The 20,514-nt window shown below is 63.7% G+C and carries 20 protein-coding genes; 5 read left to right on the top strand and 15 right to left on the bottom strand.

Going from position 1 to position 20,514, the window contains the following annotated elements:
• Window positions 1–3: 3 nt before the first annotated feature.
• The 4 genes from ettA to RFM40_RS10510 all read right to left on the bottom strand — a co-directional run bounded on the left by ettA (window position 4) and on the right by RFM40_RS10510 (window position 4,107).
• Window positions 4–1,653, bottom strand: coding sequence for an energy-dependent translational throttle protein EttA (gene ettA / locus RFM40_RS10525; RefSeq protein ID WP_320225411.1), 1,650 nt, complete (start codon window positions 1,651–1,653; stop codon window positions 4–6).
• Between the two features lie 151 nt (window positions 1,654–1,804).
• Window positions 1,805–2,815 (bottom strand): ribonuclease T2 family protein, encoded by a 1,011-nt coding sequence (locus RFM40_RS10520; protein WP_320225410.1) that lies wholly within the window; start codon window positions 2,813–2,815, stop codon window positions 1,805–1,807.
• A 129-nt stretch (window positions 2,816–2,944) separates the two neighbouring features.
• Complete coding sequence (locus RFM40_RS10515; protein ID WP_320225409.1) at window positions 2,945–3,394, bottom strand: MarR family winged helix-turn-helix transcriptional regulator; 450 nt, start codon at window positions 3,392–3,394, stop codon at window positions 2,945–2,947.
• Entirely contained in the window at window positions 3,391–4,107 is a 717-nt protein-coding gene (locus RFM40_RS10510; RefSeq protein WP_320225408.1) for an alpha/beta fold hydrolase, read from the bottom strand. Before RFM40_RS10510 ends, RFM40_RS10515 begins: the two co-directional genes overlap by 4 nt.
• A 194-nt stretch (window positions 4,108–4,301) precedes the next feature.
• Between RFM40_RS10510 and RFM40_RS10505 the strand changes: the two genes are divergently transcribed.
• From RFM40_RS10505 to RFM40_RS10495, 3 genes are all read left to right on the top strand, one after another.
• Complete coding sequence (locus RFM40_RS10505) at window positions 4,302–5,234, top strand: alpha/beta hydrolase (RefSeq protein WP_320277503.1); 933 nt, start codon at window positions 4,302–4,304, stop codon at window positions 5,232–5,234.
• A 142-nt stretch (window positions 5,235–5,376) separates the two neighbouring features.
• Window positions 5,377–6,552, top strand: a complete 1,176-nt coding sequence (locus tag RFM40_RS10500) for a CaiB/BaiF CoA transferase family protein (protein WP_320277502.1) — start codon at window positions 5,377–5,379, stop codon at window positions 6,550–6,552.
• Window positions 6,549–8,198 (top strand): thiamine pyrophosphate-binding protein, encoded by a 1,650-nt coding sequence (locus RFM40_RS10495; protein WP_320225405.1) that lies wholly within the window; start codon window positions 6,549–6,551, stop codon window positions 8,196–8,198. The genes RFM40_RS10500 and RFM40_RS10495 overlap by 4 nt, the downstream gene beginning before the upstream one ends.
• A 48-nt stretch (window positions 8,199–8,246) precedes the next feature.
• Here the strand turns inward: RFM40_RS10495 and RFM40_RS10490 are convergent, their stop codons facing one another.
• From RFM40_RS10490 to RFM40_RS10465, 6 genes are all read right to left on the bottom strand, one after another.
• On the bottom strand, window positions 8,247–8,693 hold the full coding sequence (locus RFM40_RS10490) for a CHRD domain-containing protein (RefSeq protein WP_126099220.1): 447 nt from the start codon (window positions 8,691–8,693) through the stop codon (window positions 8,247–8,249).
• A 165-nt stretch (window positions 8,694–8,858) separates the two neighbouring features.
• A complete protein-coding gene (locus tag RFM40_RS10485) occupies window positions 8,859–9,830 on the bottom strand; it encodes an ABC transporter substrate-binding protein (protein WP_320219452.1) in 972 nt (323 codons plus the stop codon).
• Between the two features lie 39 nt (window positions 9,831–9,869).
• Window positions 9,870–11,024, bottom strand: a complete 1,155-nt coding sequence (locus RFM40_RS10480; protein ID WP_320277501.1) for an ABC transporter permease — start codon at window positions 11,022–11,024, stop codon at window positions 9,870–9,872.
• The gene (locus RFM40_RS10475) at window positions 11,021–11,899 is read right to left on the bottom strand and encodes an ABC transporter permease (protein WP_320277500.1); all 879 of its coding nucleotides are present in this window, start codon (window positions 11,897–11,899) and stop codon (window positions 11,021–11,023) included. The genes RFM40_RS10480 and RFM40_RS10475 overlap by 4 nt, the downstream gene beginning before the upstream one ends.
• Window positions 11,900–12,415: an endonuclease domain-containing protein gene (locus RFM40_RS10470; protein ID WP_320277499.1), complete on the bottom strand. Its 516-nt coding sequence runs from the start codon at window positions 12,413–12,415 to the stop codon at window positions 11,900–11,902.
• Window positions 12,405–13,196, bottom strand: a complete 792-nt coding sequence (locus tag RFM40_RS10465) for an ABC transporter ATP-binding protein (protein WP_320225401.1) — start codon at window positions 13,194–13,196, stop codon at window positions 12,405–12,407. The genes RFM40_RS10470 and RFM40_RS10465 overlap by 11 nt, the downstream gene beginning before the upstream one ends.
• A 119-nt stretch (window positions 13,197–13,315) precedes the next feature.
• Between RFM40_RS10465 and RFM40_RS10460 the strand changes: the two genes are divergently transcribed.
• A complete protein-coding gene (locus tag RFM40_RS10460) occupies window positions 13,316–13,720 on the top strand; it encodes a cupin domain-containing protein (RefSeq protein WP_430691659.1) in 405 nt (134 codons plus the stop codon).
• A gap of 23 nt (window positions 13,721–13,743) precedes the next feature.
• Here the strand turns inward: RFM40_RS10460 and RFM40_RS10455 are convergent, their stop codons facing one another.
• The 4 genes from RFM40_RS10455 to aptA form a co-directional block, all read right to left on the bottom strand.
• Window positions 13,744–14,121 (bottom strand): hypothetical protein, encoded by a 378-nt coding sequence (locus RFM40_RS10455; protein WP_320225399.1) that lies wholly within the window; start codon window positions 14,119–14,121, stop codon window positions 13,744–13,746.
• A 2-nt stretch (window positions 14,122–14,123) separates the two neighbouring features.
• Window positions 14,124–15,575, bottom strand: a complete 1,452-nt coding sequence (gene hydA / locus RFM40_RS10450; RefSeq protein WP_320225398.1) for a dihydropyrimidinase — start codon at window positions 15,573–15,575, stop codon at window positions 14,124–14,126.
• 68 nt (window positions 15,576–15,643) lie between these two features.
• On the bottom strand, window positions 15,644–16,894 hold the full coding sequence (locus tag RFM40_RS10445) for a Zn-dependent hydrolase (protein ID WP_320225472.1): 1,251 nt from the start codon (window positions 16,892–16,894) through the stop codon (window positions 15,644–15,646).
• Between the two features lie 69 nt (window positions 16,895–16,963).
• On the bottom strand, window positions 16,964–18,292 hold the full coding sequence (gene aptA / locus RFM40_RS10440) for an omega-aminotransferase AptA (protein ID WP_320225397.1): 1,329 nt from the start codon (window positions 18,290–18,292) through the stop codon (window positions 16,964–16,966).
• Window positions 18,293–18,648: 356 nt separating this feature from the next.
• On the opposite strand from aptA, the gene RFM40_RS10435 reads away from it, so the two are divergent.
• Window positions 18,649–19,278 carry a TetR family transcriptional regulator C-terminal domain-containing protein gene (locus RFM40_RS10435; RefSeq protein ID WP_320225471.1) on the top strand — a complete coding sequence of 210 codons (630 nt, stop codon included), beginning with the start codon at window positions 18,649–18,651 and terminating at the stop codon, window positions 19,276–19,278.
• Window positions 19,279–19,577: 299 nt separating this feature from the next.
• Here RFM40_RS10435 and RFM40_RS10430 read toward each other — a convergent pair whose 3' ends face one another.
• Window positions 19,578–20,450 carry a helix-turn-helix transcriptional regulator gene (locus RFM40_RS10430; protein ID WP_320225396.1) on the bottom strand — a complete coding sequence of 291 codons (873 nt, stop codon included), beginning with the start codon at window positions 20,448–20,450 and terminating at the stop codon, window positions 19,578–19,580.
• Window positions 20,451–20,514: the final 64 nt, after the last annotated feature.

Below are 20,514 nucleotides of genomic sequence, written 5' to 3'. Positions count from 1 at the left end.
ATCCTACCGCGTCAGCCGCTTGTGCGTCATGCGGTGCGGGGTCGCCGCTTCCGCGCCCAGGCGACGCAGCTTGTCCTTCTCGTATTCCTCGAAATTGCCTTCGAACCATTCGACATGCGCGTCGCCCTCGAAGGCGAGCATGTGGGTCGCCATGCGGTCGAGGAACATGCGGTCGTGGCTGATGATGACCGCGCAGCCGGCATAGGCTTCCAGCGCGTCCTCCAGCGCGCTTAGCGTTTCGGTGTCGAGGTCGTTGGTCGGTTCGTCGAGCAGCAGCACATTGCCGCCGCCCTTCAACATCTTGGCCAGATGGACGCGGTTGCGCTGGCCGCCCGAAAGGTTGCCGACCTTCTGCTGCTGGTCGCCGCCGCGGAAGTTGAAGGATGAGCAGTAAGCGCGGCTGTTGACCTCGTGCTTGCCGAGCTTGATGACCTCGGCGCCGCCGGAGATCTCTTCCCACACCGTCTTGTTCGGATCGAGCGCGTCGCGGCTCTGGTCGACATAGCCGAGCCTCGCCGTCTCACCGATACGGATCGAACCAGCATCCGGCTTTTCCTGGCCGGTGAACATCTTGAACAGCGTCGTCTTGCCGGCGCCGTTCGGGCCGATAACGCCGACGATGCCGCCCGGCGGCAGTTTGAACGACAGGTCCTCGATCAGAAGCTCGTCGGCGAAGCCTTTGTTGAGGCCTTCGACCTCGATGACGACGTTGCCGAGGCGCTCGCTCGACGGAATGACGATCTGCGTGTCGGTGGGCTTGCGGTTCTGCGACTGCTCGACCAGCTCCTCATAGGCCTTGATACGTGCCTTGGACTTGGTCTGGCGCGCCTTCGGCGAGGACTGGATCCACTCGCGCTCGCGCCAGATTGCCTTCTGGCGCGAGTCGTCCTCTCGGCCTTCCTGGATCAGGCGCTTGGCCTTGGCGTCGAGATATTTGGTGTAGTTGCCCTCATAGGGGATGCCGCGGCCGCGGTCGAGCTCGAGGATCCAGCCGGTGACGTTGTCGAGGAAGTAGCGGTCGTGGGTAATGATCAGCACCGAGCCCGGATAATCGCGCAGATGCTTTTCCAGCCATTGCGTGGTCTCGGCATCGAGATGATTGGTCGGCTCGTCGAGCAGCAACAGGTCGGGCTGCTCCAGGAGCAGGCGGCAGAGCGCCACGCGGCGGCGCTCGCCGCCCGACAGGTTGGTCACCTCGGAATCGGCCGGCGGGCACTGCAGCGCGTCCATCGCCATCTCGACCTGCTGCTCGAGGTCCCACAGGTTGAGGCGATCCATCTCGTCCTGCAGCTTGGCGGACTCGTCGGCCGTCTCGTCGGAATAGTTCATCATCAGCTCGTTGTAGCGCTCGATGATGGCGGTCTTCCTGGCCACGCCGTCCATGACGTTTTCGCGCACGGTCTTGCTTGCGTCGAGCTGCGGCTCCTGCGCGAGGTAGCCGACGGTCGCGCCTTCAGCCAGCCATGCCTCGCCCTGAAACTCCTTGTCGAGCCCGGCCATGATGCGCAGGATGGTCGACTTACCCGAGCCGTTGGGGCCGAGGATGCCGATCTTGGCGTCCGGGTAGAAGGACAGATGAACGTTGTCGAGCACCTTCTTGGTGCCATAGGCCTTCGACAGGCCGGACATGTGATAGATGAACTGGCGAGCCACGCGCGCTTTCCCTGGAAACTGAGTGTCAGGTTGGATGGGGGTTGCGCGCTATGTAGGCGATGACGCGCCGAACGGCAATCGCTTTCGGCACATCGCGATCTTTCGCCAAGCCGCGGGACTGCCGGTCCGGCGGCTAAACCCGCGCAGCCCCCTACTGGAACCCGATCGCGTCGACCGTGCCCTTCGGGCAACCGGCCTTGCCCGTCGGCGTCGAGGCCATCAGCAGGTCGGCAAGCTTGCTGTCAGGACCGATCGGACCGGAAAGGCCGAGCGTCAGTTCGCCGATCAACCGCCTGCCGCTCGACGGATCGACAAGGCAGGAGACGCGCACCCGGTCGCCGGCGCCACCGCCAAAGGCCTGGTCGAAAGCATCGCGGATCTGGTCCGATGTCAACTGCTTGCCGATGTTCTTGGTGAAGAGGTCGCGCACCGGCGAGGCGTTCACCGCGCGCATCAGATTGAGCGCGTCGGAGAAATACTCCTGCTGGCTCTTGCCGTAGCAGGTGCCGTGCTTGATCCATTCGTGGCGTTCGAGCTTGGAGGCAGTACCCGGCATCACCTGGTCGAGCTCGGCGCGCGTATTGGCATCGAGGTCGACCGCTGGCAGATCCCCCCAATGCGCGGGATTGTCGTTGGCCTTGTCGCTTGCGGGTACCTGGCAATAGAAATTGCCGTTCGGCTGCGGCCACAGCCCGTGCAAGGTGAAGTGCGAAGCGTCGAACTCGTTGGGATTCTGCGCCTTGCATTCGGGCTTGTTGGCCTTGGTCTCGCAGAAGGCCGGCTGCCAGCTCAATGCGAAGACATATTCAGGCTTGCCGGAAGCCGGCTGCGACGGTCTGGCCTGGTCGGCAGGCGCCGGCGTGGCCGACACGCTGCCGCCGGTGACATGACCGCAGTTGATCTTCACCCAGCGTCGTTCCGGATTGGCGCCCGGGACCTGGATGAGGTAGTGGGTGGGCTCGTCCTTGTTGCCGGCCAGAAGCTGATAGCTTTGTCCTGCCTCGGTGGAGATGTTGCCCGGGTTCTTGCCACTCTTGATGGCTTGCGTCGCCGGACAGGCGCTGTCGGCCACGAAGGTGCCGCTCATCTTCACGTCGGCATTCGCCGTGCCGGCGCCAACCAGGGCCAGAACAACCGAACCCCATAGTGCCCAAACCCGCATTCCCGCTCTCCCGGCGATCATTGAACCGTATTGGATTCGTCACACTAGAACAGGCGACGTGTCAGAATTGCGATCTTTTTCGCCAGGCGAAAATAATCCCCAGATGAAGGCTTTTGGCCTGAACGTTTGTCAACTCTCAGCCTGCTCCGCCCGCAGCGCCAGCACCCGCAACAGCGCCAGCGCACCCTTGATCTCCTGAGGGTCGAGGCCCTCGGAGACAGAGTTCGCCCATGCGTGTTGACGGGTGGCGATGTGGCGGATTGCCGTCCAGCCGGCTTCGGTCACCGACAAAAGCTTGGCGCGGCGATGCGCCGGATTGTCGGCATAGGCGGCAAGCCCGTCCTCGGCCAGTATGTCGGCCAGGCGCTGCACGCTCTGGCGGGCAAGACCCATGTCGCGTCCGATCTCCGCGACGGATTTCGGCTCTCTAAGAACGGCTCCCAGCACTTGCCAGCGCGCCGCGGTCAGCCCCGCCGGAGCGGCCAGCCGATCAGCCGCTTCGAGGAAGCGGCCGTTCAGCCTGAACACCGCGAGCACGAGCTCGGTAAGCGTGTCTGCGGCTTCGGTCCTGGTCGTCATTCGTGGCCGGCCCCGATGGTCGCGATGAATGTGTGGACGGCTGCCGCCACCACCTCGGGCTTGTCAAGCATGACCCAATGGCCGGTGCCCGCCACGACTTGATGCGGAATGCCGGCTCGCAGGTGATATAGCGCGGATGGATTGTTGTTGGACTCGGTCGCCAGCACCAGCAGCGGCCCATGATAGGCATCGAGCGCCGGTTCCGGATTCCACTCGGCGAGCGCCTTGCCGACACCCGCCACCGCCGCCGGATCGACGACCGACGCGTCGGCAAGCACCCGCTCGCGGACGGCAGGATTGGAGCCGGCGATGGACGTGTAATACGCCTTCAACACATCGGATGCATTGGGGCCGGCCAGATCACGGATGAACCCTTCGCGCACGTCCTTCGGCAAAGCACGCGGATCGGTCGCCGGATCAACCAGCAGGATGCCGGCGACACGGTTCGCATGGCTGGCGGCGTAGGCGAGCGCCGTCCCCGCCGCGCCGCTATGGGCAACAATGAGAAACCTTTTCAGGCTGAACGCATCGGCGATCGCTTCGACGTCGGCCGCACGCCCGTCATAGCCATAGTCGCCATCCGCGGCTGGCGCCGAGATGCCGTGACCGCGAAAGTCGAAGGCAACCGCCTGCCGGTCATCGGCCGTGGCTTGCATCACCTGCTGCCACGCCGATGCACGGCTGCAATCGCCGTGCAGGAACAGGATCGGCAAGCCGTTGCCGGTTCCGATACTGTAAATCGCAAGCCGACCCTGCGGGCCGTCGATGGTCGACGTCTTCATAACTTTCTCCCAGGGTTCCAAGTTGACAGCATACTGTCATATAACCGATTGACAGCATGCTGTCAACGCTACTGTCTCTTGACGCCGCCGGAACCCTCGCCCATCAGTCGCGGAGGGAGCGAGACATGCCATTCGACAGAAAGACCAGGCTGGCCTCACCGACCGGGGCCGACCTTAACCTCCATGTGAAACATGCGGAGACGACTCCGCGCGCCGTGATCCAGATCAATCACGGCCTCGCCGAACACGCGGCGCGCTATGCCCGATTTGCCGATTTCCTCGGCCCGCGCGGCTTTCATGTTTATGCCCATGACCATCGCGGCCACGGCGCGACAAAGGCGCCCAACGCGCCGCTCGGCAGATTCGCCGATGCCGACGGCGTCGCCAAGGTGATCGCCGATGTCGGCGCGGTCCACGACCTGATCGCCGCCGAGCATCCGGGGTTGCCGGTCATCGCTTTTGGACATTCGCTGGGCGCTTCGATCGCGCTGAATTTCGTGCTCCGCCATTCCGGGCGCGTCCATGCCGCCGCGATCTGGAACGGCAATTTCTCGCAATGGCTGCTCGGCCAGACAGCACTGGGCATCCTAGGCTGGGAACGCATGCGGCTGGGCTCCGACGTGCCGTCGCGCCTGTTGCCGAGGCTGACCTTCCAGGCCTGGGGCAAGGCGGTGCCCAACCACCGGACCCTGTTCGACTGGCTGTCGCGCGACCCGGTCGAGGTCGATAAATACATCGCCGACCCGCTCTGTGGCTGGGACGCCTCGATCTCGATGTGGCGCGATGTCGTCAGCATGGCACTTTACGCCGGCAAGGATTCCAGCTTTGCCGGCGTACGCCGCGACCTCCACGTCAACCTGGCCGGCGGCGAGAAGGACCCGGCCTCGGACTATGGTAAGGCGGTCAGCCACCTCGCCCGGCGCATGGATAGAATGGGCTTTTCGAATCTGGTTTCAAAGGTTTACTCCGATACTCGCCACGAAAGCTTGAACGAGATCAATCGCGACGACGTCATGAACGATTTCGCCGCCTGGGCCGACAGCGTGCTCAAATCCTGATCTGGCGTGGCCCACCGCAAGAGCCGTGACAGGGACGGCTGCTATTGATAGTGCATGTCGCCCAAAAGTGCGCAGCGGTTTTGGGATGACGACATGCACGACGCAGGATTCGAGGCTGCGCTTCGTTGAACCACGGTGATCCATGACAGAGCCTCCGCTGAAAGGCATCCGCGTTATCGAGCTCGCCCGCATCCTGGCGGGGCCTTGGGCCGGGCAGCTGCTCGCCGATCTCGGCGCCGATGTCATCAAGGTCGAAAGCCCGGATGGCGGCGACGATACCCGCAAATGGGGTCCGCCCTTCGTCATGAGCCATGACGGCGAGAACCTGTCGGCCGCCTACTATCATTCCTGCAATCGCGGCAAGCGCTCGATCGCCATCGATTTCTCCAAGCCCGAGGGCGCCGACACGCTGCGGCGCCTCGTCGCCACTGCCGACGTGCTGATCGAGAATTTCAAGCTCGGCGGCCTGAAGAAATATGGCCTCGACTTCGAAAGCCTGAAGAAGATCAATCCGCGCCTCGTCTATTGCTCGATCACCGGCTTCGGCCAGGACGGCCCTTACGCACCGCGCGCGGGCTACGATTTCATCATCCAGGCGATGGCCGGCATGATGTCGATCACCGGCGAAGCAGGCCGCGAGCCGCAGAAGGCGGGCGTCGCGATCTCCGACCTTTTCACCGGTCTCTATTCGGTGGTCGCCATCCAGGCGGCGCTGCGCCATGCCGAAAAGACCGGCGAAGGCCAGCACATCGACATGGCTCTGTTCGACAGCCAGGTCTCGGCGCTCGGCAACCAGAACCTCAATTATCTGGTCTCCGGCAAGTCGCCGGTGCAGATGGGCAACGCCCATATGAACATTGCGCCTTACGAGGTGCTGCCGGTGAAGGACGGCCACATCATCCTTGCCGTCGGCAACGACGGCCAGTTCGGCAAGTTCTGCGACGTGGTCGGTCTCACCGACCTGCCCGCCAATCCTGACTTCGCCACCAACCCCGCCCGAGTCGCCAATCGCGCCAAGCTGCGCGAGCTGATCGTCGAGACGCTGAGCACATGGGATCGCGATCCGCTTTTGGCCAAGCTCGAGGCAGCAAGCGTGCCGGCGAGCCCGATCAACACGATCGGCCAGATGTTCGCCGACCCGCAGACGATCGCGCGCGGCATGCGACTCGACCTCGACGACGGCCATGGCAATCTTCTGCCTTCGGTGCGGGCGCCGATGGTGATGTCCGGCACGCCGCTCGTTTATGAGCGCCCCTCGCCGCGCCTCGGCGAGCACACGCAGGAAATCCTTGCCGAACTGGAGAGATCAGCGAAATGAAGACCGGCGGACAATTGATCGTCGAGGCGCTCGAAGCGAACGGCACCGACCGCATCTTCTGCGTGCCCGGCGAATCCTATCTGGCGGTGCTCGATGCGCTGCATGATTCATCGATCCGCACCATCGTCTGCCGCCAGGAAGGCGGTGCGGCAATGATGGCCGATTGCCAGGGCCGCCTGACCGGCAAGCCCGGCATCTGCTTCGTCACCCGCGGCCCAGGCGCCACCAACGCCTCGGCCGGCATCCACATCGCCATGCAGGATTCGGTGCCGCTCATCCTGTTCATCGGCCAGGTCGCAAGCCATGCCAAGGAACGCGAGGCCTTCCAGGAGGTCGACTACAAGCGCTTCTTCGGCGACATCGCCAAATGGGTGGTCGAGATCGACGACGCCTCGCGCATTCCGGAATTCGTCACGCGCGCCTTTGCGGTGGCGACATCCGGCCGGCCGGGCCCCGTGGTCATCTCGCTGCCTGAGGACATGCTGACCAGCGAAGTCGAGGCGCCGGAAGCGCTTCCATATACGCGGGTCGAGACTCGTCCCGGCGAGGCCGAGCTCGACGCGCTCGAAATGTTGTTGAGCAATGCGAACCGCCCCTTCGTCATTCTCGGCGGCACGCGCTGGGATGACCAAGCGGTGGCGCAGATGCGCACGATCGCCGAGGCATGGTCGCTGCCGGTGGGCTGCTCATTCCGTCGCCAGATGCTGTTCGACCATCTTCACCCGAACTATGCCGGCGACGTCGGCATCGGCATCAATCCGAAGCTGGCAGCGCAGATCAAGGCCGCCGACGTCGTGCTGCTGATCGGCGGGCGCATGGGCGAGATGCCTTCCTCCGACTATACGCTGCTGAAGAGCCCCTATCCCGACCAGGCGCTGGTGCATGTCCATGCCGATGCCGGCGAGCTCGGCCGTGTCTACCGCCCAACGCTGGCGATCAACGCCTCGCCCTCGGCTTTCGTCACGGCGTTCGCCAAGCGCAGGCCGGCCGCCACGCCTTCATGGGCGGAGGAGACGGCAAAAGCACATGCCGCCTATCTCGAATGGTCGACGCCGCCGCAGACCGGCCCAGGCGCGGTCCAGATGGGGCCGATCATGGAGTATCTGAACAAGACGCTCCCTGAGGACGCCATCCTGACCAACGGCGCCGGCAACTATGCCACCTGGGTGCATCGCTTCTATCGCACCCGCCGCTTCGGTACGCAGGCAGCACCCACTTCCGGCTCAATGGGCTACGGCACGCCTGCGGCCGTTGCCGCCAAGTCACTGTACCCTGATCGCACCGTGGTTGCCTTCGCCGGCGACGGCTGCTTCCTGATGAACGGCCAGGAATTCGCGACCGCTGTCCAGTACGACCTGCCGATCATCGTGGTGGTCGTCAACAACGGCATCTACGGCACCATCCGCATGCATCAGGAGCGGGAATATCCAAGCCGCGTCGTCGCAACCGACCTCAAGAACCCGGACTTCGCCGCCCTTGCCCGCGCTTATGGCGGCCATGGCGAGACGGTCGAAAAGACCGAAGACTTCGCGCCAGCGTTCGAACGTGCGCGCGCCAGCGGCAAGCCGGCAATCGTCGAGATCAGGCTCGATCCCGAAGCGATCACGCCGACCCGCACGCTGACCCAGATCCGCGACAAGTCGTGACTCGAACGAGGCGGTTTTGCCGCCTCGTTCCTGCCTGCGGAAAGTCCGCTACATCGATGCGCCAGCCTTTTCGATCTGCCCGCGGATCTCGCCGTCCGGATTAGCCTTCGTGTGCACATTGACGTAATACTTGCCGGCCTCCAGGTCGGCCGCCTGCGCGTCGGTCAGCGTCGCCGATCCCTTGATCGGGCTCTTTAGCTTCTTGAACGGGATTACCGGATCCGCGCTTTGACCCATTGCGGCCGGGCCGTGAATGTGAGCGGCCGCCGCCGGCCCGCTGAGGCCGGAATATTTGACGTTCCAGCTGAGCTTCTTGCTGGTGGTGTTGAAGGTGAATGTAGCAGTTCCCTTGCCCTTGGTGGTGACGGGCGGGGTTTGCTGGCCACCATCGAGCGTCGCCTTGAACTTCATCGTCTCGGCCATGGCCGGAGATGCGAGCAGGAAGGCGGTCGAAACGGCTAGCGCCGAAAGCAGCGGCAAGGCTTGGATGCGCATTGAAGGACCTCCGTTTGGCTAATGCGTCCGCCACCGCTCCCCGGCGCGCGGACTCTACTGCAACGGTTGGCAGGCGCTTTGTATCCGGACACACGCATATTTTACCGGCGCCAACAAAAAGGGGCGGTCGCCCGCCCCTTTCGATGCCGCCATCAAGGCCCGATCTTACTTGATCGCCTTGTCGGTGATCGCGGTCGTGTAGGCGCCCGAGGGCTCCTTGGCGATGATCTTCTGGTCGAGCAGCGCCTTGGCGGTGCGCTCATAGGTCGCCGGATCGAGCTTGCCGTCGGCATTGTCGATCAGCTTGGCCACTTCGCCCATCATGCGCTTCTGGTGGTTCTCGTCCTGGCCGCCATTGTCCATGACGATGCCGGCCGCCTCGTCCGAATTGTCGACGGCGTATTTCCAGCCCTTCATCGAGGCCCGCACGAAGCGCACCATCTTGTCCTCGAAGGCCGGATCCTTGAGCTTGTCTTCCAGCGCATAGAGCCCGTCCTCGAGCAGGTCGTTGCCCATGGCCGAGTAGTTGAAGACAGTGAGCTGCTCCGGCTTGTAGCCGGCGTCGATCAGCTGCCAGTACTCGTTGTAGGTCATGACCGAGATGCAGTCCGCCTGCTTCTGGATCAGCGGCTGCACGTCGAAGCTCTGCTTCAGCACCGTGACGCCGTCCGGTCCGCCCTCGGTCTTGAGGCCGAGCTTGTTCATCCAGGCATAGAACGGATATTCGTTGCCGAAGAACCAGACGCCCAGCGTGTGGCCCTTGAAGTCGGCTTCGGTCTTGATCGGGCCGTCCTTCGGGCAGACCAACTCCATGCCGGCCTTCTTGAACGGCTGGGCGATATTGACCAGCGCCACGCCCTTTTCGCGGGCAGCCAGCGCGCCGCCCATCCAGTCGACGATCACGTCGGCGCCGCCGCCGGCGATCACCTGCTCGGGCGCGATGTCCGGACCGCCCGGCTTGATGTCGACGTCGAGGCCCTCGGCATCATAGAAACCCTTGGCCTTGGCGACATAGTAACCGGCGAACTGGGCCTGCGTGACCCATTTCAGCTGCAGCGTCAGCTTGTCGGCGGCCATCGCCTGGAAAGCGGCCAGCGACATCGCCCCGGCCAAAGCAGAAATTACCAGTCTTTTCATGTTTTTACCCTCTGAAGTTATCACCCAAACCCACCGCCCCTATCCACCACGGACAGAGGGATGCCAAAACGTGACGGCTCTCTCGACGAGAGCGACCACGCCATAAAAGACCGAACCCGCCAGTGCTGCAACTGCGATTTCGGCCCAAACCATGTCGATGTTCATCCGCCCGACTTCGGTCGAAATGCGGAATCCCATCCCCACCACCGGCGTGCCGAAGAACTCCGCGACGATGGCGCCGATCAGCGCCAGCGTCGAGTTGATCTTCAGCGCGTTGAAGATGAACGGCATTGCCGCCGGCAGCCTGAGTTTCAAAAGCGTCGGCCAGTAGCCCGACGCATAGGTGCGCATCAAATCGCGCTCCATATGACCGGAGGCGGCGAGCCCGGCCACCGTGTTCACCAGCATCGGGAAGAAGGTCATGATGATGACGACCGCGGCCTTGGACGGCCAGTCGAAGCCGAACCACATCACCATGATCGGGGCGACGCCGATGATCGGCAGCGCCGACACCATGTTGCCGATCGGCAGCAGCCCGCGGCGCAGGAACGGCACACGGTCGGCGAGGATGGCGACGACGAAGCCGGCGAGGTTGCCGACGATGTAGCCGATCAGCACCGCCTTGAAGATGGTCTGCCGAACATCCGACCCCAGGATCGGCAGCGAGTTGGCGATGCGCGCGCCGATGGCGCTTGGTGGCGGCAAAAGGATGAACGGGATGCCGGCGCCCCGCGTCACCGCCTCCCAGATGATCAGGATCCAGGCGCCGAAGATCGCCGGGATGATCAGGCGCAGCGCCGTCCTGACCCCGCTGGCCGAGGATCGTAGGGAGGATAACAGAGCCACGCAGCGCCAAGCCAACAGCCAGGCGGCTGCGAGGGCCAGAAAATAGGGCGCCAGTGCCGTGCCCTCGAAGCCGGCGATGCCCTTGATCAGCAGCCAGGCCGCGATATGCGCGCCGATGAACAGCACGGCCGCCTCGACGACAGGCGCGAGCCTGACCGCCGAGACCAATGCCACGATCAGCAGCAATCCGAGGATCAGCACCTTCGTGCCCATATACGGGTAGATGGTCGTCGCCGTGGGTTGCGCGAGCGCAGCCGCTTCCGGCTTCGACATCGCGCCGAGCGCCAATGCGGCGAGGCAAAAGAGGATCGCCAGCACTGGTTGCCAGGACGGTTTCAGCCAGATCATGCCGGCCTCCCGCCCATGGCGCGGTCGACCAGGCGGCCGGCGATGCCGACCACCATGACCAGCAGCGCGGCCACGATCGAGCCCGCAACCAGCGCCGACCAGATGTCGATCGTCTGGCTGTAATAGGCGCCGGAGAGCAGCTTGGCGCCGATGCCGGCGACCGCGCCCGTCGGCAGTTCGCCGACGATCGCGCCGACCAGGCTTGCCGCCACCGCCACCTTCATCGAGGTGAAAAGGAACGGCACTGATGCCGGGACTCGCAGTTTCCAAAAAGTCTGCGAGGCGCTGGCATTGTAGGTGTGCATGAGGTCGAGATGCATGATCTCGGGCGAGCGCAGCCCCTTCACCATGCCCACTGCAACCGGGAAGAACGACAGATAGGTCGAGATCAGCGCCTTCGGGATCAGCCCGGTGATGCCGACGGCAGCCAGCACCACGATGATCATCGGCGCCACCGCCAGGATCGGAATGGTCTGCGAAGCGATGATCCACGGCATCAGGCTGCGGTCGAGCGTGGCCACATGCACGATGCCGACGGCGATGACGATGCCGAGCGCCGTGCCGAAGGCAAAGCCGAGCAGCGTCGAGGACAGCGTCACCCAGGCATTGTAGACCAGGCTGCGGTTCGAGGTGACGCTGCGCAGAAAAGTGTTCTGGAAGAAGTTCACCGCCACCTGGTGCGGCGCCGGCAGCGTCGGCTTCGGCTGCGACAAGGTCTTGCCGATGAATTCGACCGTGCCGGGAGTCTGGTTGGCTCTGCTATCGAGGTCGCGCTGGAACGGCGCGTTGAGGATGACGGCGAAGACATACCAGAGGACGACCACTCCGGCGAGGATGGAGGTGACGGGGACGAGCTTGGAACGGAAGGAGTCCATCTAGCGCTGCCCTTCTCCTCTCCCCCACGGGGAGAGGGTGGCCGGAGCGAAGCGAAGGCCGGGTGAGGGTGAGTGTATCTGCCCCTCGAGCACGGCCAGGATCGTATCCAGCACCGCTCGTCGTTCGGCGAGAACTTCTTGATTCCAGAACCTCAGAACAGAGTAGCCGTGGCGATTCAGCCAAGCGGTCCTCGCCGCGTCAGTTGGAGAATCCGCATGCTGGCTACCGTCTATTTCGACAATCAACGCTTTCTCGCGACAGACAAAGTCTGCGAAGAAAGGACCAAGCGGCACTTGCCTCACGAACTTGTAGCCATTGAGGTGCCGCCCTCTCAGTTCGCCCCAAAGTCTGTATTCGGCTTCGGTCTCATCAATCCGCAGTTCTCGAGCTCGGGCCGTTGCGCCCACTTTTCTTTTGGTCAGGCCTGTAGACGCCCCCTCACCCGACCTCCGCTTCGCTTCGGCCACCCTCTCCCCGTGGGGGAGAGGAGGAAAGTCGTCCCCCTCAGTCCTCATAGCTGTGCCCAGCCCTCAACCCATCGCGCACGCGGGCGGCGATCGCCAGGAATTCCGGCGTCTCGCGGATGTCGAGCGGTCGCTTGCGGGGCAGCGTCGATTCGATGACGTCGGTGACGCGGCCTGGCCGCGGCGACATCACCACGATGCGCGTCGACAGATAGACAGCCTCGGGGATCGAATGGGTGACGAAGCAGATCGTCTTGTCGGTCCGGTCCCAGAGCGAGAGAAGCTGCTCGTTCAAATGATCGCGCACGATCTCGTCGAGCGCGCCGAACGGCTCGTCCATCAGAAGCAGGTCGGCATCGAAGGCGAGCGCGCGCGCGATCGAGGCGCGCTGCTGCATGCCGCCGGAAAGCTGCCAGGGATATTTCTTCTCGAAGCCGGAGAGGTTGACGAGTTCCATGGTGCGCTTGATGCGTTCCGACTGCTCGGCCTGGCTGAGGCCGATGATCTCCAGCGGCAGCGCCACGTTGCGCTCGATGGTGCGCCAGGGAAAAAGCGCCGCCGCCTGGAAGACGTAGCCGTAGGCGCGTTTCTCGCGCGCCTGCTCCGGCGAAATCCCGTTCACGGAGATCGTTCCCGAGGTCGGCTTCTCCAGGTCGGCGATGACGCGCAGCAACGTCGTCTTGCCGCAGCCGGACGGGCCGATGAAGGAGACGAACTCGCCCTTGCCGATGGTGAGATCGACATTGGACAGCGCCTGCACCGGACCGTCATTGGTCTGGAAGGTGAGGCCAAGCTTGCTTGCCGAAACGACGGCTGGCGACTGTCCGCTCATCGGCAGAAACCTGCCTTTCGCAGCCGCTGCCGCGCCGGCCGGAATCCGGTTGATTTTGCGATTATGTTGCTTTCCACTCGTCTCGTCCCAACAGATCGACGCCGCCCGGAGCCTTGCCGATGTCGCCTAAACCCACATGTCATCTTATTCGCCCTGAAAGCACTTATGAAGGCAAGCAGGGGCTGAGCTATTTCGCCGGCATTGCCGCCGAAACCGTCGGCTCTTCCGGTATCTGCATGCATCTCTTGACCATGCCGCCCGGCGCTCGCGCCAAGGCGCATATGCATCAGAACCACGAGACGGCGATCTACGTGCTCTCCGGCGAAGTGCACACCTGGTATGGCGACCGGCTCGAGCACCACATCGTCGTCAAGGCCGGCGACCTCTTCTACATTCCAGCCGGCGTGCCGCACCTGCCCGCCAATCTGAGCGGCGCGCCTTCCTCTGCGGTCATTGCCCGCACCGATCCCAACGAGCAGGAAAGCGTCGTCCTGCTGCCGGAACTGGATGCCTTGGTCGCCTGAAGCTGAAGGATGGGCTCTCGCCGTCATTTGCACCGGGAGACTTCGCCCATCGCATTGCCGTCCTCGTCGGCGATCACCAGCTTCTTCGGATTCTTGGCGCTACGCTTGATGACGAACTTGGCGGGCGTCTGCCCCTCCTCGCCTTCGGCCTCGCATTGCGCCGTCACCAGGAGGGAGCCGTCGGCCTGAGGCTTCTTGTCGGTGAAGGTGCAGGCGCTGGCCACCGTGACGAACGCCTCGTCGGTCAACAGCAGCATGTCCTCGGCATAGACTTCCTGGCCGTTCTTGTTGATGCAGCCGGACTTGTTGCCATAAGGCTTGGAAAGGTCGACGCCGGCCGCGAAAGTCTGGCCTGCGGCCAGCAGCATGGCAGCCGCGATGAAAAGGTGAGCTGCGCGCACGCTCAAACTCCGGTAGCCGGAATGCCTGTCCGCTCCACCTTGCGCGGTGCGGAAATCTCCTTCCAGGTCGACAGCGCCCGGTTGACCGCCGCGTTCGGCTCGCGGGCGACGAACTCGCCATGGCCGACCTTGGCCTTGACGTCCGCCTCCTCGATCGACAGCTCGCCGCGCGAGAAGACGAAGCGCGGCAGGCCGGTCACCTCGAAACCCTCGAAGACGTTGTAGTCGATCACCGACTGCTGCTTCTTGGCCGTGATCGTCTTCTTGCGCTTCGGATCCCAGACCACGATGTCGGCGTCGGCGCCTTCGACGATCGCGCCCTTCTTCGGATACATGTTGAGGATCTTGGCGATGTTGGTCGAGGTCACCGCGACGAACTCGTTCATCGTCAGCCGGCCGGTGTTGACGCCGGTGGTCCACAGGATGGGCAAGCGGTCCTCGAGGCCGCCGGTGCCGTTCGGGATCTTGGTGAAGTCGCCGACGCCGTTGCGCTTCTGCTTGGTGGTGAAGGAGCAATGGTCGGTCGCCACCACCTGCAGCGAGCCGGCCTGCAAGCCCGCCCACAGCGAATCCTGGTGCCACTTGCTGCGGAAGGGCGGGCTCATCACGCGGCGCGCCGCATGATCCCAGTCCTTGTTGAAATACTCGGTCTCGTCGAGCGTCAGGTGCTGGATCAGCGGCTCGCCAAAGACGCGCATGCCCTTCTGGCGGGCGCGGCGGATGGCCTCGTGGCTCTGCTCGCAGGAGACATGCACGACATAGAGCGGCACGCCGGCCATGTCGGCGATCATGATGGCGCGATTTGTGGCCTCGCCTTCCACTTCCGGCGGACGCGAATAGGCATGGCCTTCGGGGCCGTTGTTGCCGGCGGCGAGCAGCTTCTGCGAAAGCGCCGCGACCACGTCGCCGTTCTCGGCATGGACGAGCGGCAGCGCACCGAGGTCGGCGCAGCGCTGGAACGACGCATACATCTCGTCGTCGTCGACCATCAGCGCGCCCTTATAGGCCATGAAGTGCTTGAACGAGGTGATGCCCCTGTCGACGACGGTCGCCATCTCGTCGAACACCTCCTTGCCCCACCAAGTGATCGCCATGTGGAAGGAATAGTCGCAGGCAGCCTTCGAAGTCTTGTTGTCCCACATCTGCAGCGCTTCCAGCAGCGACTGCTGCGGCGCCGGCAGGCAGAAATCGACCACCATGGTCGTGCCGCCGGAAAGTGCTGCACGCGTGCCGGATTCGAAATCGTCGGCCGAATAGGTGCCCATGAACGGCATTTCGAGATGGGTGTGCGGATCGATGCCGCCCGGCATGACATAGCAGCCGGTGGCGTCGAACTCGTGATCGCCATGCAGGTCCGAGCCGATGGCGATGATCTTGCCGTGGCTGAACACCACGTCGGCCTTCCACGTGCGGTCGGCGGTGACGATGGTGCCGTTCTTGATGACTTTGGTCATTCTCTTGTTCCCCTGATCTTTTCGCGCTTCTTTGCGAGCGGTGTTTGCGAGGTGATTGGTCTAGCCGATCATTCGACGATTCCCGCCGTCTCGACCACCGCGTGGAACAGCACGTCGGCGCCAGCCGCCGCCCATTCCTTGGAAATATCCTCGGCCTCGTTGTGGCTGAGCCCGCCGACGCAAGGGCACATGACCATGGTTGCAGGCGCGACCTTGGCCGCCCAGCAGGCGTCGTGGCCGGCGCCGGAAATGAGGTTCATGTGGCTGTAGCCCAGCTTCTCGGCGGCCGTGCGCACGCGGCCGACCAGCGTCGGATCGAAGGTCACCGGATCGAAATGGCCGACCGCCTCGACCGAGCATTTGACGCCGAGCGGCTCGCAGATCTTCGGCGCTTCCTTCTCGATGCGGGCGCGCATACCGTCGAGCTTCGCCTGGTCCGGCGAGCGGATATCGACGGTGAAGATCACCGTGCCCGGCAAAACGTTGCGGGAATTGGGCGAGAACTTGACCTGACCGACGCCGCCGACGGCGCCGGGCTGGTTCTCCATCGCGACCGTCTGCACCATCTCCAGGATGCGGGCCATGGCGAGGCCGGCATTGACGCGCATGTTCATCGGCGTCGAGCCGGTATGCGCTTCCCTGCCGGTCAGCGTGAACTCCAGCCACCACAGGCCCTGGCAGTGGGTCACCACGCCGATCTGCTTGTTCTCGGCTTCGAGGATCGGCCCCTGCTCGATATGGTATTCGAAATAGGCGTGCATCTTGCGCGCGCCGACCTTCTCGTCGCCGACCCAGCCGATCCGCTTCAGCTCTTCGCCGAAAGTCGCGCCGTCGAGATCCTTGCGGGCATAGGCGTAATCCTGGCTATGCACCCCCGCGAACACGCCGGAGGCAAGCATGGCGGGGGCGAAGCGCGCGCCCTCCTCGTTCGTCCAATTGGTGACGACGATCGGATGCTTGGTCTTGATGCCGAGGTCGTTGAGCGAACGCACGACTTCCAGGCCCGACAGCACGCCGAGCACGCCGTCATATTTGCCGCCGGTCGGCTGGGTATCGAGGTGGGAGCCGACATAGACCGGCAGCGCGTCCGGATCGGTGCCGGCACGCGTCATGAACATCGTGCCCATCTGGTCCACGCCCATGGTGAGCCCGGCCTCGTCGCACCAGGACTTGAACAGCTCGCGGCCTTGCTTGTCGGAATCGGTGAGCGTCTGGCGATTGTTTCCGCCGGCAATGCCGGGACCAATCTTCGCCATCTCCATGATGGAATCCCACAAACGATCTGAATTCACTCGCAGATTCTCGCCGGGGGCGGCCATTGAAAGTCCTCTCATTCACTTCTCCGGTCGGGCGGCGGTTCCCGACGCCGCCCGACCGGTCGAAGCAGTTTAGTCTATCGAGCGCAGAACGTCCCTGACATGGTCGATCAGTTCGTTGATTTGGCCCTTGGTGATGATCAACGGCGGCGACAGCGCGATGATGTCACCGGTGGTGCGGATCAGCGCGCCGCGCTCGAACGCCTTGACGAAGGCCGAGAACGCCCGCTTGGTCGGGCTTCCGGCGATCGGCGCCAGCTCGATCGCGCCGATCAGGCCGATGTTGCGGATGTCGATGACATGCGGCTCGCCCTTCAGCGAATGAAGCGCGTCTTCCCAGTAAGGCGCAAGCTCCTCGCCGCGCGTGAGCAGGCCTTCTTCCTTGTAGGTGTCTACAGTGCCCAGGGCCGCGGCGCAGGCGATCGGGTTACCCGAATAGGTGTAGCCGTGGAAGAACTCGATCATGTGCTCCGGGCCGGTCATGAAGGCGTCGTGGATCTCCTTCTTGACGAACACTGCGCCCATCGGGATGACGCCGTTGGAGACGCCCTTTGCCGTGGTCATGATATCGGGCGTGACGCCGAAATAGTCCGCTGCGAACGGCGCGCCGAGGCGGCCGAAACCGGTGATCACTTCATCAAAAATCAACAATATGCCGTGCTTGGTGCAGATTTCCCGAAGTTTCTGCAAATAGCCCTTCGGCGGCAGGATAACGCCAGTCGAGCCCGCGACCGGCTCGACGATGACGGCCGCGATGGTCGAAGCGTCATGCAAGGTCACGAGGCGCTCGAGTTCGTTCGCCAGTTCCGCGCCATGCTCCGGCACGCCCTTCGAGAAGGCGTTCTTCTCCGGCAGATGAGTGTGCGGCAGATGGTCGACGCCGCCGAGCAGCGTGCCGAACATCTTGCGGTTGCTGACGATGCCGCCAACCGAGATGCCGCCGAAATTGACGCCATGATAGCCGCGCTCGCGGCCGATCAGGCGGGTGCGCGAGCCCTCGCCGCGGACGCGATGATAGGCGATCGCCATCTTCAGCGCGGTCTCGACCGATTCCGAGCCGGAATTGGTGAAGAAGACGTGGTCCATGCCCTTCGGCGCGATGTCGACCAGGCGGTTCGCCAGCTCGAACACGATCGGGTGGCCCATCTGGAAGGCCGGCGCATAGTCGAGCTCGGCCGCCTGGCTCTGGATCGCTTCGGTGATCTTCGGCCGGCAGTGGCCGGCGTTCACGCACCAGAGGCCGGCGGTGCCGTCGAGCACCTTGCGGCCGTCGCTCGTCGTGTAGTGCATGTCCTTGGCGGACACGAACATGCGCGGCGCCTGCTTGAACTGCCGGTTTGCCGTGAACGGCATCCAGAATGCGCTGAGATCGTTCGGCGTGACTTTCAGCCGGTTGGACATGACCAAGATTTCCCCTTGTAACCTGTTTCGGTGCGCTAACGCTTGGTCTTCCCAAGGCTTGGTCTTCGCTGCGTTTTCGTGCTACGCAAATTTTTGACCGATTGGACAAACGTTAGCACCGCCCTGTCGGCGGTCAAGGGACTACTAGCGGAAATGCGGCATCAAATGCGCGCTCCACGGCTCAGAGAAAAACTGGTCCAGAGAATTGGTCCAGAAAGCCCGCACGCCAGAGCAGTTCAGCGTCTGATAGAACCGCCGGCCTGCTCCAACTTTTTGTTTTTACGCTATTCCGGGCAGAAAACCGCTGCGCAGTTTTCCTGGAATTGCTCCAGCGACCGGCAAGGATGACGGACACGATGGAAGGCTCAGCTCCACGCCGCACCCGCATCCAGCAGGAAAAGCGCGAGCTCATCCTGGAAGCCGCGCTCGAAGTCTTCTCCGCCAACGGCTTTCGCGGCTCGACCATCGACCAGATCGCCGAAGCCGCCGGCATGTCGAAGCCGAACCTTCTCTATTACTTCCGCCGCAAGGAAGACATTCACGAGACGTTGATGCAGCGGCTGCTCGACACCTGGCTGGCGCCGCTGCGGGAACTCGACGACATCGGCGATCCGATGACCGAGCTCAGAAGCTACATTCGCCGCAAACTCGAAATGGCGCGCGACTTCCCGCGCGAAAGCCGGCTTTTCGCCAACGAGATCCTGCAGGGCGCGCCGCGCATCATGCCGATGCTCAAGGGTGAGTTGAAGACGCTGGTCGACGAGAAGGCCACCGTCATCAAGGGCTGGATGCGCGCCGGCAAGATCGCCCGCACCGATCCCTGGCACCTGATCTTCTCGATCTGGGCGACAACACAGCATTATGCCGATTTCGATGTGCAGGTTCGCGCCGTGCTCGGTCCCGACCGCGGCGGCGATGGGCGTTTCGAGGACGCCGCCCGGTTCCTCGAGCAACTGTTCCTCGACGGGCTGAAGCCGAAGGGCTAGCAACTCGGCAAAATGGCAAACGGACGGGATCAGCTTTCCACTCGTTTGGCTGTTGCTGACCTCGGCGATTGGCCGAGACGCTCGATGTTTCGTCATCCACGGGCGGAGCAAGGAGCGTAGCGGACGCGGAGACCCGAGGATCCATTCCGTTACCTTTGCCGTGGGGTGCAGCCGTGCAGAATTCTGGACGGTAACGGCGCTACGAGGTCACGGAATGGATCCTCGGGTCTGCGCTGCGTCGCTACGCTCCTTGCTCCGCCCGTGGATGACGAAGCTGATGGGCCCGCGACCAACCAACCTCACGCGCTGCGCCGCTCGGCCGGCTGCGCTTCGAGCAGCTGCTTGAGCTTGGCGATCGAGTTCTGCTCGGCAAGCGGCGTGTAGACGATCAGCCGCATGTCCGAACCGTCGTCGATCGACAGGCTCATATGCTCGAAGGCCATCGCACCGGCGGTGGGATGGCGCACATGCTTAATCCCCGTCAGCCTCCGCGCCACATCTCGCCGCGGCCACCAATCGCGGAACTCCGGGCTTGAGCGCATCATGAGCGCAATCAATCGCTCGAAATCCGGATCGCCGACATATTTGGCGCTCTCGGCGCGAAACGAAGCGAGCACCACGCGGGCGAGTTCTTCCCAGTCGACGAGCAGCCGGCGGTGGTGCGGGCTGGTGAACACCAGATGGACGATGTTGCGGGCGTCGCCCTCCAGCAGGCCATAGTCGCCGAACACGGCCGCGGCTGCATCGTTCCAGGCCAGCACGTCCCAGCGCCGGCCAACCACATAGGCCGGCTGCAGGACAAGGCTTTGCAGCATATGCAGCAGCGTCCCATCGATCTTTTCGGGCGCCGCCACACGACGCTCGGGCTGCTGGCGGCCGGCAAGGATGAACAGATGCCGCTTCTCGACAGCGTCGAGGCGCAACGCCTCCGAGAGCGCGGTCAGCACTTCCACCGAGGGCCGCACGTCCCTGCCCTGCTCCAGCCAGGTGTACCAGGTGGTGCCGACGCCGGCGATCATCGCCACTTCCTCGCGCCTCAGCCCTGGCGTGCGCCGCCTGGCGCCGGTGGCAATACCAATGTCCGCGGGCGACAGCCTTTCGCGGCGCGAGCGCAGGAAGGCGCCGAGCTCACGACGGCGGCTGTCCTCAGGGGAATGGGTCACGGCATCCATGAGATTATTATAGCAGTATTGATACCAGGATAAAGTTTGAACTGTTTGGGGCGCGTGCCGCGCC

Source organism: Mesorhizobium captivum (assembly GCF_033977165.1).
GTDB classification, from domain to species: domain Bacteria; phylum Pseudomonadota; class Alphaproteobacteria; order Rhizobiales; family Rhizobiaceae; genus Mesorhizobium; species Mesorhizobium captivum.
The sequence above is the reverse complement of the archived record's forward strand: the minus strand, read 5'-3'. Positions and strand labels throughout refer to the sequence as shown.